Here is a 16,004-nt window from a genome sequence, read left to right on the forward strand (position 1 = left end):
GAAAATTATTCAAACTCGTTCAGGTTTTTACCTGCGAGCGCGCTGCGAACGCTTTGATCCATGCGGCGTGCGGCAAATTCTTCTGTGCCATCGGCGAGTGCGGTGATAGCGGTTTTGATTGCATCGTGATCACTAGCTTGTTTGGTTTGGCGCAGATTTTCAATCAATGTTTCGATTTCTTGTAATTCTTCTGTGCTGAGCAATTGTTTATCGCTGGCTAAGGCTGATGCTATGGCTAACAGTAAGCGATCAGCTTCAACTTGTTCTTCACGCAAAGCACGAGCTTGCATGTCACTGTCGGAAGAGCTAAATGAGTCTTGTAACATGCGTGCGATTTCGTCGTCGGCCAGGCCATACGATGGTTTTACAACGATGGAAGACTCTACGCCTGAACGCATTTCTCGTGCAGAAACTGACAGTAAGCCATCGGCATCGACTTGATAGGTGATGCGGATGCGCGCTGCACCGGCCGCCATTGGCGGAATGCCGCGTAATTCAAATTTTGCCAAAGAGCGACAGTCGCTGACCAACTCGCGTTCGCCTTGTACAACGTGAATAGCAAGGGCGGTTTGACTGTCTTTGAACGTCGTAAACTCTTGCGCACGGGCGCAAGGAATGGTGGAGTTGCGTGGAATAACTTTTTCAGATAATCCACCCATAGTCTCTATGCCCAAAGACAAAGGAATTACATCCAATAACAACCAGTCGTCACCCGCAGCGCGATTACCTGCTAATAAATTCGCTTGAATCGCAGCGCCAAGTGCAACGACTTTATCCGGGTCGATATTCGCTAATGGCGTGGTTTGGAAAAACTCCCCAACCGCTTTGCGTACATGTGGCATGCGTGTTGCGCCGCCAACCAGAACGACGCCATCAATATCATCCACCGTTAACTTGGCATCGCGCAAAACCTTGCGGCAAGGGGTGATGGTTTTGATGACCAGGTTTTCTGTAATTTCGGTAAAAATGCTCTTGGTAATTTGCAGATGTACGACTTCGCCATTCGAGAGTTTGGCGTCAATATAGGTTGAAGTCTGCGTTGATAGGATTTCTTTGGCTTCACGTGCTTTGACCATCAAGACTCGTGTGTCTGCATCATTCAATAAAGACAAACCTGCTTGCTGCAAAATCCAGCAAAATAGACGGTGATCAAAATCGTCGCCGCCGAGAGCAGAGTCGCCGCCAGTAGATAAGACTTCGAACACACCTTTACTCATGCGCAAAATCGAAATGTCAAAAGTGCCGCCGCCCAAATCGTAAACTGCGTATACACCTTCGGAACCATTATCCAAGCCGTAAGCAATCGCTGCGGCGGTTGGTTCGTTTAACAAGCGCAGTACATTTAAGCCGGCCAGTTTCGCCGCATCTTTAGTGGCTTGACGTTGCGCATCATCGAAATAAGCCGGAACAGTAATGACCGCGCCTACTAAATCATCGCCCAACGCGTCTTCGGCTTGTTGGCGTAAAGTGGCGAGAATTTGTGCTGAGACTTCGACTGGGCTTTTGATCCCTGCAACGGTCTTCAATTGCACCATGCCAGGCTCATCATGAAAATCGTAAGGTAGATTTTCAGCATGGGCGATATCTTTTAATCCACGTCCCATTAAACGCTTCACAGAAACGATGGTATTTTTAGGATCCGTTGTTTGCTCTGCTTGTGCTTTAAAGCCGATGTGCGCGTGACCATTCGGTAAATATCTGACCACCGACGGTAATAATGAGCGACCTTCTTCATCATTGAGAATTTCAGGAATACTATTGCGCACTGTGGCAACTAAGGAATTGGTCGTACCCAAATCAATGCCAACAGCCAAACGATGTTGGTGCGGGGCAGTGGACATGCCAGGTTCTGAAATTTGCAGTAATGCCATAATCTTGTCGTGAGGATGACGCGGTGCGTCGTCGGTCTAAATTAATCGGTTTTATGGAGCTGACGTTAGCGTCAGAATGACTTAGTCATCATAGGCAGCGATATCGGCCAGGAATTTCTCTAAAAATAAACAAGCGCGAATGTCTAGTGCCGCTGCTTGGAAATCCCCATCAGCTATCGCCGCCCCCGCTTTTGTCGTTTGCGTTCTCAAACCCGCTTGCACTTCTTTTTCTAGCTGCATCATGGCAGTCATATCGTTACTGTGCCGGGCATCATCGAAGGCTTCGCGCCATTCCATTTGCTGCATTAAAAAACTCGCAGGCATGCTGGTGTTCGATTCCGTTTGTAAATCAACGCCATGTAAATGACACAAATAGGTCGCGCGTTTGAGTGGATCTTTTAAAGTTTGATAAGCTTCATTGGCTTGCGTCGCCCATTGCATCGCCACACGCTTTTCTGCATCGCCCGCTTGTACAAATTTATCCGGGTGGACAGTGGACTGCACTTCGCGATATGCGGTATCGAGTTTTGTACGGTCTAGTTCGAAGCTGGTCGGTAAATTGAACAGCGCGAAATGATTCTGCATGGGATTTTGCATGGTCATGAATATCGTCAAGCCTGCTTAAATACGGAAGCTCTCGCCACAACCGCATTCGTCTTTGACATTAGGATTGTAGAACTTAAAGCCTTCGTTCAAGCCTTCGCGCGCGAAGTCTAATTCCGTGCCGTCAATGTAAGGCAAACTCTTAGGATCGACGAACACTTTTACGCCGTGGGTCTCGAAGATTTGATCTTCGTTACCGACTTCGTCGACATATTCCAATTTATACGCCATGCCTGAGCAACCCGTGGTACGAACGCCGAAGCGCAAGCCTATGCCTTTGCCGCGACGTTCCATATAACGAATGACGTGTTTTGCTGCTTTTTCTGTCAGAGTAATCGCCATGATCTATCCAAATTGCGCTAAAACTGCGCGAAAAATAAGTTGAATAAAATTATTCAGCGCTATGTTTGTTTTTGTAATCGAGTACAGCTGCTTTGATCGCATCTTCTGCCAAAATAGAGCAGTGGATTTTGACCGGTGGCAATGCCAATTCTTCAGCGATTTCGGTGTTCTTGATGCTCAAAGCTTGATCTAAAGTTTTACCTTTAACCCATTCTGTGACCAAAGAAGATGAAGCAATCGCGGAGCCGCAGCCATAGGTTTTAAACTTGGCATCTTGAATCACGCCATCTGCGCCAACTTTAATCTGCAATTTCATCACGTCGCCGCAAGCAGGTGCACCAACCATGCCAGTACCGACAGTGTCATCACCTTTTTCAAACGCGCCAACATTACGTGGATTCTCGTAGTGATCCAATACTTTTTCTGAATATGCCATGATGTTTCCCTCTTAAATTAGTTAATTAATGCGCAGCCCATTGGATGGTAGAAATATCGATGCCATCTTTATACATGTCCCACAATGGTGACAATTCGCGCAATTTGCCGACTTTGGATTTCAAGAGTTCTATCGTGAAATCGATGTCTTCTTCTGTCGTAAAACGACCAATGGTAAAGCGAATCGAGCTATGCGCTAATTCATCGCTACGACCCAAAGCACGTAAAACGTAAGACGGTTCCAAACTGGCAGAGGTACATGCTGAGCCAGACGATACCGCAATATCTTTAATCGCCATGATCAAAGATTCGCCTTCGACATAATTGAAACTCACATTCAAATTATGTGGAACGCGGTGATCCATGTCGCCATTGATGTAAGTTTCTTCGATCTCGCTTAAACCTTTTGCTAAGCGATCACGCATAGCGCGAACGTGGGCTAATTCGCTAGTCATTTCTTCTTTAGCGATGCGGAAGGCTTCGCCCATGCCTGCGATTTGATGCGTCGCCAAAGTGCCTGAGCGCAAGCCGCGTTCATGACCGCCACCGTGCATTTGCGCTTCTAAACGTACGCGTGGTTTGCGACGTACATACAAAGCACCTACGCCTTTCGGACCATAAGATTTGTGAGCAGAGAAAGAGACTAAATCGACTTTGACTTTTTCCAAGTCGATGTCAACTTTGCCCGTTGCTTGTGCTGCGTCTGAATGGAAAATAATGCCTTTTTCGCGACACAATTCACCGATTTCGGCAATCGGTTGAATCACGCCAATTTCATTATTGACCCACATGACAGAAACCAAAATCGTATCAGGACGAATAGCTTCTTTTAATTGCTCGATTGAGATCAAACCATTGTCTTGTGGTTGCAGATAAGTCGCTTCAAAACCTTGACGCTCTAATTCACGCACTGTGTCCAACACTGCTTTGTGCTCGGTCTTCACGGTAATGATGTGCTTGCCTTTGCCTTTGTAAAACTGTGCCGCGCCTTTTAAGGCGAGGTTATTACTTTCTGTCGCGCCAGAGGTCCAGATGATTTCACGGGAATCCGCATTCACCAGTGCAGCAACATGACCACGTGCCGCTTCAACAGCTGCCTCCGCATCCCAGCCGTACGCATGACTGCGTGAAGCAGGGTTACCAAATTGCGCGCGCAAATACGGGATCATCACGTCGGCAACGCGTGGATCAACCGGGGTCGTCGCGGAATAATCCATGTAGATAGGAAAATGCGGTGCTTTCAGCGTGTCGATCAAAGTTTTTGTTAATGGTACGGATGTAGTTGCGGCAGTCATTCAAAACTCCAAATTTTAGGAAATGGTGCGTTCGGCGTGTCCGTGACGAACGATAACAATAGGTTTATCTTGGGCTTTTTGTTTTTGTTGGTTGACCAAGTCTTGCAGAGAAACAGAGTCTAAATAATCGACCATCTTGGCGTTCAAAGTCGCCCACAAGTCATGTGTCATGCAGTGGATGCCATTGTCGTGATCACTGCCATGGCAATTGCCTTTGCTGCCGCATTGAGTTGCATCAAGTGGTTCATCGACCGCGATAATAATATCCGCCACCGTCACATTTTGCGCTTTGCGGGCGAGATTGTAACCGCCGCCTGGGCCTCGTACGGATTCGACGATTTCATGGCGACGCAATTTGCCGAATAATTGCTCAAGATACGATAAGGAAATATCCTGGCGTTGGCTAATGCCTGCCAGCGTGACCGGTCCATTGTCTTGACGTAAGGCAAGATCGATCATGGCTGTGACAGCAAATCGGCCTTTAGTGGTTAGACGCATGAGTCAATACTCCAAACTTGTTTAGTGATGCTGGGTAAGAGTGATGAATAAACTTTAATCCCGAGCATTTGACTCAAGTATAGCAAACTTGAGTAATCTTGTCAGGTACTACCTGTTTTTACAAAAGTGAAGGACTGTGCGGGAGGGGAGGCGAACTTGTTGGTTCGCCTCTATGGGAAATATGGCTTAGAAGTCGAACTGTGCTGAGATTTTATAAGTACGCGGTGCGCCTGGGAATAAATAGCCACCCAAACTTTGCGTTACATCACGCCAGTAGAATTTATTGAAAGCATTGTTGATATCGAAGCGGAAAGTGCTGACGATGCCGTTAACTTGTGTTGTGTAGCGCGAGCCAAGATTAACGACGTTATAGCCAGGCACCGTGACTTTGTTATCAGGGCTAAACGATTTGCTGCCTGAATATTGCCAGGATGCGGTCAAGTGCGCGCCATTTAAGATGCTTGGTGCGTAATCGGTGTAGATCGTGGATTTGAAACTCGGCACATTGGTCACGCGTTTGCCGTCTATTGTCGCATCGCCCGTATTATTTTGACGCGCATTAATTACAGTCGCACTGGCGCCAAGTGTCCAGTCTTTGCTTAAATTGCCTTGTGCTGATAACTCCAGTCCGCGATGCTCGGCTTCTCCTGCGCTCACATAATAATTGGCAGCGTTGGTGTATTCCAAAGGTTTGGTGATACGGAATAGTGCGCCAGAGAAATTGAAGTCACGGTTTAATGCTGCTTTGAAGCCGACTTCAACTTGCTTGGATTTGCTGGCGTCGAGCATAAGATTTTCATTTTTGGTGCCAAATGGCGCTACGCCGCCATGCTCTAAGCCCTCGCTTGCGCTGATATACGTGCTCATCGCATTGCTAAGTTTAAATACTAATGCCAGGTTGGGTAAGTTATAGCTTTGCTCAAAGTCGGGGCTGCCTGCTTGCGCGCGATCCACCTTGACGTGGCGCAGTCCTACATGTAAATCGAATTCCTTGCTTAAGCTGATAATGTCTTGTGCGAAGAGCGAGGCTTCTTTGTCGGTGCGGCGCAAAGAAACAGCTCCCGTTTTGCCATTCGTTGCTGGTACTGCGGCGGGGTGAAATAAATTGCTGCTACCAGCGTAGTCGTACACATAGTCACCAAAATAATCGCGACGTTGAGAGTTGCTTAAGCCGATTGCCAACTTATGCTGAACATCGCCAATGCTGAATTTGCCGTTGAGTAGAGCTTGCGCACCACGTAATGATTTGGACTCGTTCAAACTGCGGTAGTCGTACACGTCGTAATCACCATTGGCGCAATAGCCAGGATACAGGTCTTGCGCGCCGCAGCCGTAAGGAAATGCCGTGTAATCATCGCGCTTGAATTCGTGATGATTGCCAGAGATAGCGGCGGTCCAGTCACTGTTGAGTTGATACTCAAAGCGCAAACCGATATTGCGATTGGTCGTATCAACTGGTTTTGCCCATTTTTGATCGTTCAACATCAAGTCGGCGGAAATGCCACGTGGCAGATCGGTGCCATTAAATAATTGAAATCCCGGCACAGATAATTGTGATTTATGTTGATGGTCGAGATCGATCTGGAATAGGGCTTGCGGGCTAATTTGCCAGTCAAATGCGGCGGACACAAATTGACGTTCACCATCGGCGCCTTTGACGTAAGAGCGTAATTTTTCACCTGCCGCGTTGATGCGATAACCGAATTGTTTGTCATCGGATTTGCCGCCGAGATCGACCGCGCCATACAAAGTGCCGCGTTCGCTGGCTTCCAAAGTGATGGTGCGCACTGCAGTATTGCTAGGGCGTTTCGTTACATAATTTAAGATGCCGCCAGGCGTCGTAAAGCCTGCTTGCAAGCCGCTGATGCCTTTTAGAATTTCCAAGCGCTCTTTATTTTCTAAAGGGATGGAGGCGTCGCCCGGAATTGCAAATCCATCTTTGCGATAACTCGATGCATTGTCGAGCGCAAAACCGCGAATGGAAAATTGTTCTGCATAGCCGATAGCGTTGTAAGCTTCATTTACGCTAGCATCGAATTTCATGGCGTCGGTGGTTTGGCGGATTCGCAAATCTTGCAATTGGTTTGCCGAAAAAACCGTGATGGAGAGTGGGGTGTCTTGCAACGCAGTTTCAATAAATCCACCGACTTTGCTTGTGTCTGCTTTGCTGCTTCGACTGCCGCTAATCACTACTTCTTGCAAAGTCTGCTCTTTGCTTTGGGCGTGGGCTGCAGAGGAAATGGTAAGCACCTGCGCGACTGCGCTGGCAATTAGACTGAGTTTGAAATAGATGCGAAAACGTGGATTCGACATGATGTGCTTTTCTACTTGGTTACGTCTGGATGAACCGAGCAAAAAAGAGGGCGGATGAGCAGAGTCATCTTGCGCTTCCCTTCGCTGGCATTATCCAGATCAGGTTCAAGGGACTATCTCACCCATACCGAAACGTACAGGACCCCTAGCGAAGGCGCGACTTTAACATAAAACCGCTTTGAGCGCCTTGTGTTGGAAGGTGCAATGACATGCGATGTTTATATAGTGTATTTGCGATGTATTTGCGGAAATGAAAAAAGCCTTGTATTTCTACAAGGCTTCTTATTTGGCTCCTCGACCTGGACTCGAACCAGGGACCTGCGGATTAACAGTCCGTCGCTCTACCAACTGAGCTATCAAGGAATAGAAGGTTCGCTTCTAAACTTTTATTGCACTACATCTCTATTTCTAGAGCTACAAAATTCTGTGGCTCCTCGACCTGGACTCGAACCAGGGACCTGCGGATTAACAGTCCGTCGCTCTACCAACTGAGCTATCAAGGAACAGAGACAAACATTATAGGGATGTTTCCTAAACTTGTCAAAAGTTTTTGCGCTAAATGCGCTTTTTTACCTTGAATTTTGGCTTCGTAATTTAAGGTGACTTATACGCAAATGCTTTGCGGGTGGGCTTTTCCTGCAATCATCTTTTAATTTTAAGGATTGAAGATTTTTGACTCAAGCTTTTGGCGCCAGCATTAATTGTGGGTCAACCCAGCGCTCAAAGTCGATTTCCGTCACAAAACCTAAAATCATCGCAGCTTCACGTAAAGAACATTGGTGGCTATGTGCATATTTTGCAATTTGTGCCGCTTTGTCGTAACCGATATGGGGTGTTAGTGCTGTCACGAGCATGAGCGAATTGTTGAGTAATTTATTAATACGTTCTGATTTAACTTGAATGTTAATTAGGCAATGTGTGGTAAAACTATGCATGGCGTCGCTGAGCAGGCGTATGCTATCTAAGCTATTAAGTGCGATTAGAGGCTTATATACATTCAGCTCAAAGTGCCCTTGACTTGCAGCAAAACCAATCGCCACATCGTGTCCCATTATTTGAGCACATACCATGCTGAGCGCTTCTATTTGTGTCGGGTTCACCTTGCCCGGCATGATAGAGCTGCCTGGTTCATTCTCCGGTAATTGCAGTTCGCCCAGACCTGCACGTGGACCGCTAGCCATTAATCGTATGTCGTTTCCGATTTTGGTCAACGCGATCGCTAACATTTTTAACGCCCCATGAAAAGCAACAATCCCTTCATGTCCGGCCATAGCGGCGAATAAATTGTTGGCTGGAGTGAAAGGCAGCGAAAATTTTTCGGTTAATAATTGTGCGACTTTGGTTCCAAATTCAGGATGCGTATTTAATCCGGTGCCCACAGCAGTCCCACCAATTGCCAGTTTATAAATGCCTGGTAATGATTGAAGCAAAGTGTTTTTGCACGAGTCTATTTGTGCTACATAGCCGCTGAATTCTTGCCCTAAGGTGATGGGGGTCGCGTCTTGTAAATGGGTGCGACCTATTTTGATGACGTCTTTGAATTCAACAGATTTATTCTGCAAATTTTTATGCAAATATTCTAAAGCGGGAATCAATTTTTGTTGGGTTTGAAGCGCGATCGCGACGTGCATGGCGCTAGGAAAGACATCATTTGAAGACTGCCCTAAATTGACTTCGTCATTCGGATGTATTTTTTTCGCGTTCACATCTATTTTCTGCAGTGCCGTGCTTGCGAGATGGGCGACTACTTCGTTGACATTCATATTGCTTTGCGTGCCAGATCCAGTTTGCCAAACAGAAAGCGGAAATTCTTGATCATGCTGCCCATTCGCGATTTGCAAAGCTGCTGTCGCAATGGCTATTGAGCGCACCAGAGAAATCCGTTGTACATCGTGATTGGCGCCCGCTGCGGCCCATTTGATTACCGCTAAAGCGTGGATGATTTCGAGAGGCATACGTTGCTCGCCGATGGCAAAAAAATGCAGGCTACGTGCGGTCTGTGCACCCCATAAAACATCGCTGGGCACTTCAATATTTCCAAAGCTATCTGTTTCAATACGCGTTGTTTGCATGGTGACTCCTTTGGATGGGTGTCTTGGGCTATGAGTGGGTTTTTGCAACGCTAACTTATATTATCGTTCGATATTAAACATCTCGAGTTAAGGTCTTATGTGCGTTAGGGCACCGACCACAAACTTTACTTCAGCTTTAATGACGCTACATTGACTTTTGTGAAGGAAATTATCGTGAGTATTGTCACTATTTTATTAATTGTTTTAATCCTGATGTTGGTCGGTGCATTTCCCCGATGGCCGCATAGTCGTGATTGGGGTTATGGGCCTAGCGGCGGATTGGGGTTGATTTTTGTGATTTTGTTGATCTTGTTGTTGATGGGGCGTATCTAAGTGCCAGACCTGTATGCGTTCACACATAAAAATGGATGAGTAGTTTATGTTGCCAATGTTACCTTTAGAGACTGTTGTTAGTGAAAATAGCAACGGTGTTTCAGATGCTGAGATTGCCAGTACTATTCTGACCTCAGATAAAACACCAGAAACTTTACCAATTCATGTGAATGCGCGAGGTCTCGCGTTGGGCTTGATCGCAAGTGTTACTTTTATTTTCGCGCTCCAATGGGCGCAAAAATTTTTAGTGCCACTTATCTTGGCAATCTTCATTGCTTACACAATTAATCCATTAGTGAAGGCCTTGCAAAAACTGAAATTGCCGCGTTTGCTGAGTACGGTATTGGTCACCATCGGCTTGCTATCGAGCGGAATTGGAATTGCCATTGCCTTGCAGGGCGAATTTGTCTCGATAATTGAAGCCTTGCCCGAAGTTAGTCATAAATTATCCCGTTTGATAGAAACCGCGCCCAATGGACAACCGGGTGCATTGGAACAAATGCAAAGTGCTGCTACCGAAATTGTGCGTGCTGCGAATTCTGGATCGAGCCCTGTTCGGCCTGTGAAGAAAGCAGTGGTGGCTGAGGTTGCCGGTTTTAAAGTCATCGATTGGGTATGGGCAGGCTCATTAGGTATGCTGGGCTTTATTGGTCAAGCCACCATGGTGATATTCCTCGTGTTTTTTCTATTGGTATCGGGCGATACATTCAAACGAAAATTGGTGAAGCTTACGGGACCATCTTTGCATCAAAAGAAAATTACGGTTCATATTTTGGATGAGATCAATACGTCGATCCAAAATTATATGTTCATGTTGTTAGTGACGAATCTGATGCTGGCCTTGTGTATGTGGCTGATGTTACATCTGCTAGGAGTAGAAAATGCAGGCGCGTGGGCAGTCGCCGCAGGCTTGTTACATATCATGCCTTATTTCGGCTCCTTAATTGCCACAGCGGTCATAGGCTTGGCGGCATTTTTGCAATTTGAATCTCTACAAATGCTTTTGTTGGTCGCCGGATTGACGATAGGTATTGCTAGCTTGATCGGTACTGTGGTCACGACGTGGATGACAGGTCGTATTGCCAAAATGAATTCTGTTGCAGTATTTGTCAGCCTTTTGTTTGGAGCCTGGCTGTGGGGCGTGTGGGGGATGTTGCTAGGAGTGCCTATGATAGTGATTTTGAAGGTGGTGGCTGAACGTCTGGAAGGCTTGGAGTTCGTCGCAGAATTGCTGGCAGAATAGCTGAGATAAAACATTTTACTGATTAAATGTACAGTATAATATTCTGGCGCGCTGCACACCTAAAAAGTGAACGCGGTTGTGATGCCATCAACCCCGGGTGATTTGCCAATCCATCTATCATTTCCATTGAAGCGCCTTGTTTTGAGCTCGTGTTAAGATAGTTGGCTATTGGCATTTCCTCCCGTTTGCCTTATTCAAAGGTTTTTTCATGAGTGATTTACTCTCTGTAGTTCAGGATGAAGTAGAGGCGAAGTTCGTCACCTTTCCTGATTCGCCTTTTCAACTTTGTCAGATATTTCAGCCTGCGGGTGATCAGCCAACTGCTATTGCGCAACTGGTTGAAGGTATCAACGATGGTTTGTTTTTCCAGACTTTGCTTGGGGTAACTGGTTCTGGTAAGACTTACACGATGGCGAATGTCATTGCGCGTACAGGGCGACCTGCGATCATTTTTGCGCCGAACAAGACTTTGGCGGCGCAGTTATATAGTGAGTTCAAAGAATTCTTTCCACGTAATGCCGTTGAGTATTTCGTCAGTTACTACGATTACTATCAGCCAGAAGCTTATGTGCCGCAGCGTGATTTGTTTATTGAAAAAGATTCGGCAATCAATGAACACATAGAGCAGATGCGCTTGTCATGTACTAAGTCGTTGATGGAGCGCCGTGACGTGATTATCGTGGCGACGGTATCGGCGATCTATGGTATTGGTAATCCAAACGAATATCATAAAATGATTTTGACCTTGCGCGCCAAGGATAAATTAAGCCAACGTGATGTGATTGCGCGTTTGATACAGATGCAATACACACGTAATGAAGTCGATTTCGGACGCGGTACTTTCCGGGTGCGTGGCGATACGATTGATATTTTTCCTGCAGAACACGCTGAACTCGCCGTGCGTTTGGAAATGTTTGATGATGAAGTTGAAAGTATCGCTTTGTTCGATCCATTGACAGGGCGGGTCAAGCAAAAAATTCCGCGCTTTACCGTGTATCCAGGTTCTCATTATGTGACGCCACGTGAAACCGTCTTGCGGGCGATAGAAACGATCAAAGAAGAGTTGCGTGAGCGCTTGGATTTTTATCGTCGTGAAAATAAATTGATTGAAGAACAGCGTATAGAGCAGCGTACACGTTTTGATTTGGAAATGATGGCGGAGATCGGTTTTACCAAAGGTATTGAAAACTATTCACGTCATTTGAGTGGCGCAAAACCTGGCGATCCACCACCGACGCTAGTCGACTATTTGCCCGCTGATGCATTAATGTTTTTGGATGAATCGCATGTCCTCACCGGTCAGCTCAATGCGATGTATAACGGTGACCGTTCACGTAAAACTAATCTGGTCGATTATGGATTCCGCCTGCCTTCTGCTTTGGATAATCGTCCGCTGAAATTTGAAGAATTTGAAAGCAAGATGCGGCAAACAGTGTTCGTCTCTGCCACTCCAGCAGAGTACGAAAAACAGCATTCGGATCAAGTGGTTGAGCAAGTCGTACGTCCGACGGGTTTGGTGGACCCGCGTATAGAAGTGCGTCCAGCCTTATCGCAAGTTGATGATTTGATGAATGAAATTACCTTGCGTGTGAAGCTTAATGAGCGTGTCTTGGTAACGACCTTAACCAAGCGCATGTCCGAGCAATTGACGGAATTCTTAGGCGATAATGGTGTCAAGGTGCGCTACTTACATAGCGATATTGATACGGTCGAACGGGTTGAGATTTTACGCGATTTGCGGCTCGGTGCTTTTGATGTGCTGGTCGGGATTAACTTATTGCGCGAAGGTCTGGATTTGCCGGAAGTATCTTTGGTGGCGATTTTGGACGCCGATAAAGAGGGCTTTTTGCGTTCAGAACGCAGCTTGATTCAAACCATAGGTCGTGCGGCACGTAATTTGAATGGTACGGCAATCTTGTATGCAGATCGTGTTACCGATTCTATGCGCCGCGCGATTGATGAAACTGAGCGCCGCCGCGCCAAGCAGATCGCGTTTAATACGGCAAATGATATTACGCCGACCGGCATTAATAAGAAAATCAAAGACATCATCGACGGCGTGTATAACCCGCAAGAAGCGCGTGATGATTTGATGGTGGCGCAAGAACAGGCCAAGTATGAAGCGATGAGCGAGAAGCAGATTAGTAAAGAAATTAAACGACTGGAAAAACTCATGCTCGATCACGCGAAAAATCTGGAGTTTGAACAAGCTGCGAAAGTGCGTGATCAATTGGCTGTTTTGAAAGAACAATTATTTGGTGCTGGTGGACATGATAACGTGGCGTCGATTATTGGTCGTTAAGTTTTTTTAAAAAAGAACAAAAAAGCCGGATCGCTCCGGCTTTTTTATTTCTGTTGAAAACCAAGCTTGAAAAGTCTTAGCCTTCCGCAATTCGCTTGGCAATATGTGCCAAAGCATCTTCTACTTGATCAATCAGAATCAAGCACAGATCACCTTCGCCCAATGTTGATAATGCGGTGTCAATCGCGATGAATTCGCCATTGATTTCTTGGATATCAGTCGTGCGTTTTGCATTCGCCAAACCAGAACGTAATAGAGCGACGACTTCACCATCTGCACGTCCGCGTTGGCATTGATCTTGATACAGAATAACCTGATCAAAAGCATTGCCCAGAATTTCGGTTTGCTGACGAATATCCTGATCGCGTCTGTCACCAGCACCACTAATGACAACCGAGCGACGATTGCCTGGCATGCTTTCTACTGCTTGCACTAAGGCCGTGATCGCATCAGGATTGTGACCGTAGTCAGCAATCAAGGTTGCGCCGCGATAGTTGAATACGTTGAAGCGTCCTGGTGCATTATCACTATCGTTCATAAAAGTTTTTAAACCTTTACGGATGGCATCCCAATTGATGTTTGCCGCCCATGCTGCGGCTACCGAAGCCATGACATTTTCGACTTGGAAGCCTATCGTGCCATTGCGCGTGATTGGCACTTCGGACAGTGGAATTCGCTGAGTCAGTTTGCCTTCAACTGCAACGATTTCATTATTTTCGATGTAGACAACGCGATGACCTTTGACGCGATGCGCAGCCATGATAGGCAATTGACTATCGACGGCGAAGAAGGTGACAGCGCCCGTGCAATTGCTTGCCATTCCCGCGACGATAGGATCGGCTGCGTTCAATACCGCAACACCGTTGTCGGCCACGTTTTGAACGATCACACGCTTCAGTACCGCGAGGTCTTCTACCGTAGTAATGTAATTTAAACCGAGGTGATCGCCAGATCCAATATTGGTAACAACCGCGACTTTGCAGCGGTCATAGGCTAAGCCTTCGCGCAAAACGCCACCGCGTGCTGTTTCAAATACGGCAGCATCGACATCAGGGTGTGACAAGACATTGCGTGCACTGCGTGGGCCGCTGCAATCACCGCTGTCAATTTGACGACCTTCTACATACACGCCGTCAGTGTTCGTCATGCCTGTGCGCAAACCACTGGCTGTCAATAAATGGGCAATCAAACGTACCGTCGTCGTTTTACCATTCGTACCAGTTACCGCGATAATTGGAATCCGGCCGTCGTCACCGTCGGCAAACATGGCAGCAACAATGGCTTCACCGACCGCTCGGCCTTTGCCGAAAGACGGTGAGAGGTGCATACGTAATCCAGGCGCAGCATTTACTTCAACCACGCCGCCATTTTGTTCTTCGATGGGTTTTAGAACGCTATCGCAGACTACGTCCACGCCGCAGATATCTAAACCTACCATTTGTGCTGCGGCGACGGCACGCGCTGCTACTTCTGGGTGAACGTCATCAGTGACATCGGTCGCTGAACCACCAGTCGACAGATTCGCATTATTGCGCAATACCACGCGTGTACCCTTGGTCGGTACTGAGTCTGCGTCATAGCCTTGCTTTGCCAGGCTGGCGAGTGCGATATCGTCGAAACGAATTTTGGTTAAGGAAGTGGCGTGACCGCTGCCGCGACGTGGATCTTTATTCACTTGTTCAACCAATTCGCGTACTGAATGTGTGCCGTCGCCAACGACTTGTGGCGGATCACGACGCGCAGCTGCGACCAATTTGTTGCCAATGACCAGTAAGCGGAAATCATTGCCGGGTAAATAGCGCTCCACCAAAATATCGTCGCGGAATTCACAGGCCGCAGCATAACCTGCCTCTAGCTGTTCGCGCGTAGTAACATTCACTGTCACGCCTTTACCTTGATTGCCATCTTTTGGTTTCACGACGACTGGTAAGCCGATTTCTAAAGCAATATTCCAGGCATCTTCAACGTCTACCGCCGTACGACCCAGAGGTACAGGAACGCCTGCAGCGTCGAGTAATTTTTTGGTGAGTTCTTTATCTTGTGCGATAGCTTCGGCGATGGCGCTGGTGCCATCCATTTCCGCTGCCTGGATTTTGCGTTGTTTGCTGCCCCAACCGAAAGTGACGAGACTGCCGCTCGTTAATCGACGATAAGGAATGTTGCGGGCAACGGCAGCGTAGACGATAGAGCCAGTTGAAGGTCCAAGGCGCAGGTCTTCGTCTAATTCGCGTAATTCATTGAGTGCGGAGCTTAAGTCAAAACTGGTATTGGATAAAGCGGCATTGCACAGTTTTTCTGCTAATTCAAAAGCAAGGCGACCAACGTCTTCTTCTGAATATTCCACGACGACTTGAAAAATGCCGGCTTCTAAAGTTTGGGTGCTACGGCTAAATGTGACTGGGCAACCAGCCTGTGCTTGCAAGGCCAGTGTTGCTAATTCGAACACGCGTGCTAGCGGAATTGCGTCGTCATGACCAGTCGCTTGCAGCGGGCCAATTTCCGGAAACAAAGCGCGCAAGCGTGCTTCAAATTCCGGAATATCATTGATTGATAGCTCCTCAGGTGTGCAACGGACGATGGCTTCGACCGCCGTATGATGACTCCAGAGGTTAGGGCCACGTAAAGCCCTGATTCGTGAAACTTCCATAAACCTTTATCCTATCTAGTGGCGTAAGCGCCCAAAATATCTGTTGTCTG

The 16,004-nt window shown here is 47.1% G+C and carries 12 protein-coding genes, 2 tRNA genes and 1 riboswitch; of the genes, 3 read left to right on the forward strand and 11 right to left on the reverse strand.

The window, feature by feature from the left end:
• Window positions 1-5 precede the first annotated feature (5 nt).
• The 10 genes from hscA to fumC form a co-directional block, all read right to left on the reverse strand.
• Window positions 6-1,871 (reverse strand): Fe-S protein assembly chaperone HscA, encoded by a 1,866-nt coding sequence (hscA, locus tag H8K55_RS12995; RefSeq protein ID WP_186942501.1) that lies wholly within the window; start codon window positions 1,869-1,871, stop codon window positions 6-8.
• An 81-nt stretch (window positions 1,872-1,952) separates the two neighbouring features.
• Window positions 1,953-2,456 carry a Fe-S protein assembly co-chaperone HscB gene (gene hscB, locus H8K55_RS13000; RefSeq protein ID WP_186942593.1) on the reverse strand — a complete coding sequence of 168 codons (504 nt, stop codon included), beginning with the start codon at window positions 2,454-2,456 and terminating at the stop codon, window positions 1,953-1,955.
• Window positions 2,457-2,492: 36 nt separating this feature from the next.
• Complete coding sequence (gene iscA, locus H8K55_RS13005) at window positions 2,493-2,816, reverse strand: iron-sulfur cluster assembly protein IscA (RefSeq protein WP_186889176.1); 324 nt, start codon at window positions 2,814-2,816, stop codon at window positions 2,493-2,495.
• Window positions 2,817-2,865: 49 nt separating this feature from the next.
• Window positions 2,866-3,252, reverse strand: a complete 387-nt coding sequence (iscU, locus tag H8K55_RS13010; RefSeq protein WP_186889177.1) for a Fe-S cluster assembly scaffold IscU — start codon at window positions 3,250-3,252, stop codon at window positions 2,866-2,868.
• Window positions 3,253-3,277: 25 nt separating this feature from the next.
• Window positions 3,278-4,546: an IscS subfamily cysteine desulfurase gene (locus tag H8K55_RS13015; protein ID WP_186942502.1), complete on the reverse strand. Its 1,269-nt coding sequence runs from the start codon at window positions 4,544-4,546 to the stop codon at window positions 3,278-3,280.
• A 15-nt stretch (window positions 4,547-4,561) separates the two neighbouring features.
• On the reverse strand, window positions 4,562-5,044 hold the full coding sequence (iscR, locus tag H8K55_RS13020; protein WP_186889179.1) for a Fe-S cluster assembly transcriptional regulator IscR: 483 nt from the start codon (window positions 5,042-5,044) through the stop codon (window positions 4,562-4,564).
• Window positions 5,045-5,230: 186 nt separating this feature from the next.
• Window positions 5,231-7,357, reverse strand: a complete 2,127-nt coding sequence (locus H8K55_RS13025; RefSeq protein WP_186942503.1) for a TonB-dependent siderophore receptor — start codon at window positions 7,355-7,357, stop codon at window positions 5,231-5,233.
• A gap of 59 nt (window positions 7,358-7,416) precedes the next feature.
• Window positions 7,417-7,514: riboswitch (TPP riboswitch) on the reverse strand.
• A 130-nt stretch (window positions 7,515-7,644) separates the two neighbouring features.
• Window positions 7,645-7,720 (reverse strand) — tRNA-Asn (locus H8K55_RS13030).
• A 64-nt stretch (window positions 7,721-7,784) separates the two neighbouring features.
• Window positions 7,785-7,860 (reverse strand) — tRNA-Asn (locus H8K55_RS13035).
• A 174-nt stretch (window positions 7,861-8,034) separates the two neighbouring features.
• Window positions 8,035-9,429, reverse strand: a complete 1,395-nt coding sequence (fumC, locus tag H8K55_RS13040; protein ID WP_186942504.1) for a class II fumarate hydratase — start codon at window positions 9,427-9,429, stop codon at window positions 8,035-8,037.
• 174 nt (window positions 9,430-9,603) lie between these two features.
• On the opposite strand from fumC, the gene H8K55_RS13045 reads away from it, so the two are divergent.
• From H8K55_RS13045 to uvrB, 3 genes are all read left to right on the forward strand, one after another.
• Window positions 9,604-9,762, forward strand: a complete 159-nt coding sequence (locus H8K55_RS13045; RefSeq protein ID WP_186942505.1) for a DUF3309 domain-containing protein — start codon at window positions 9,604-9,606, stop codon at window positions 9,760-9,762.
• 46 nt (window positions 9,763-9,808) lie between these two features.
• A complete protein-coding gene (locus tag H8K55_RS13050) occupies window positions 9,809-11,005 on the forward strand; it encodes an AI-2E family transporter (RefSeq protein WP_230408606.1) in 1,197 nt (398 codons plus the stop codon).
• Window positions 11,006-11,213: 208 nt separating this feature from the next.
• Window positions 11,214-13,307 carry an excinuclease ABC subunit UvrB gene (gene uvrB / locus H8K55_RS13055; RefSeq protein WP_186942506.1) on the forward strand — a complete coding sequence of 698 codons (2,094 nt, stop codon included), beginning with the start codon at window positions 11,214-11,216 and terminating at the stop codon, window positions 13,305-13,307.
• 76 nt (window positions 13,308-13,383) lie between these two features.
• Here uvrB and cphA read toward each other — a convergent pair whose 3' ends face one another.
• Window positions 13,384-15,954 carry a cyanophycin synthetase gene (gene cphA, locus H8K55_RS13060; RefSeq protein WP_186942507.1) on the reverse strand — a complete coding sequence of 857 codons (2,571 nt, stop codon included), beginning with the start codon at window positions 15,952-15,954 and terminating at the stop codon, window positions 13,384-13,386.
• Window positions 15,955-16,004: the final 50 nt, after the last annotated feature.

The sequence above is a fragment of the Affinundibacterium flavidum genome (genome assembly GCF_014284175.1).
GTDB classification, from domain to species: Bacteria; Pseudomonadota; Gammaproteobacteria; order Burkholderiales; family Burkholderiaceae_D; genus Undibacterium; species Undibacterium flavidum.

Excerpts from the sequence above, each read along its gene's own strand:
- hscA (WP_186942501.1), bottom strand. The coding sequence starts at position 1,871 with ATGGCATTACTGCAAATTTCAGAACCTGGCATGTCCACTGCCCCGCAC.
- hscB (WP_186942593.1), bottom strand. The coding sequence starts at position 2,456 with ATGCAGAATCATTTCGCGCTGTTCAATTTACCGACCAGCTTCGAACTA.
- iscA (WP_186889176.1), bottom strand. The coding sequence starts at position 2,816 with ATGGCGATTACTCTGACAGAAAAAGCAGCAAAACACGTCATTCGTTAT.
- iscU (WP_186889177.1), bottom strand. The coding sequence starts at position 3,252 with ATGGCATATTCAGAAAAAGTATTGGATCACTACGAGAATCCACGTAAT.
- H8K55_RS13015 (WP_186942502.1), bottom strand. The coding sequence starts at position 4,546 with ATGACTGCCGCAACTACATCCGTACCATTAACAAAAACTTTGATCGAC.
- iscR (WP_186889179.1), bottom strand. The coding sequence starts at position 5,044 with ATGCGTCTAACCACTAAAGGCCGATTTGCTGTCACAGCCATGATCGAT.
- H8K55_RS13025 (WP_186942503.1), bottom strand. The coding sequence starts at position 7,357 with ATGTCGAATCCACGTTTTCGCATCTATTTCAAACTCAGTCTAATTGCC.
- fumC (WP_186942504.1), bottom strand. The coding sequence starts at position 9,429 with ATGCAAACAACGCGTATTGAAACAGATAGCTTTGGAAATATTGAAGTG.
- H8K55_RS13050 (WP_230408606.1), top strand. The coding sequence starts at position 9,809 with ATGTTGCCAATGTTACCTTTAGAGACTGTTGTTAGTGAAAATAGCAAC.
- uvrB (WP_186942506.1), top strand. The coding sequence starts at position 11,214 with ATGAGTGATTTACTCTCTGTAGTTCAGGATGAAGTAGAGGCGAAGTTC.
- cphA (WP_186942507.1), bottom strand. The coding sequence starts at position 15,954 with ATGGAAGTTTCACGAATCAGGGCTTTACGTGGCCCTAACCTCTGGAGT.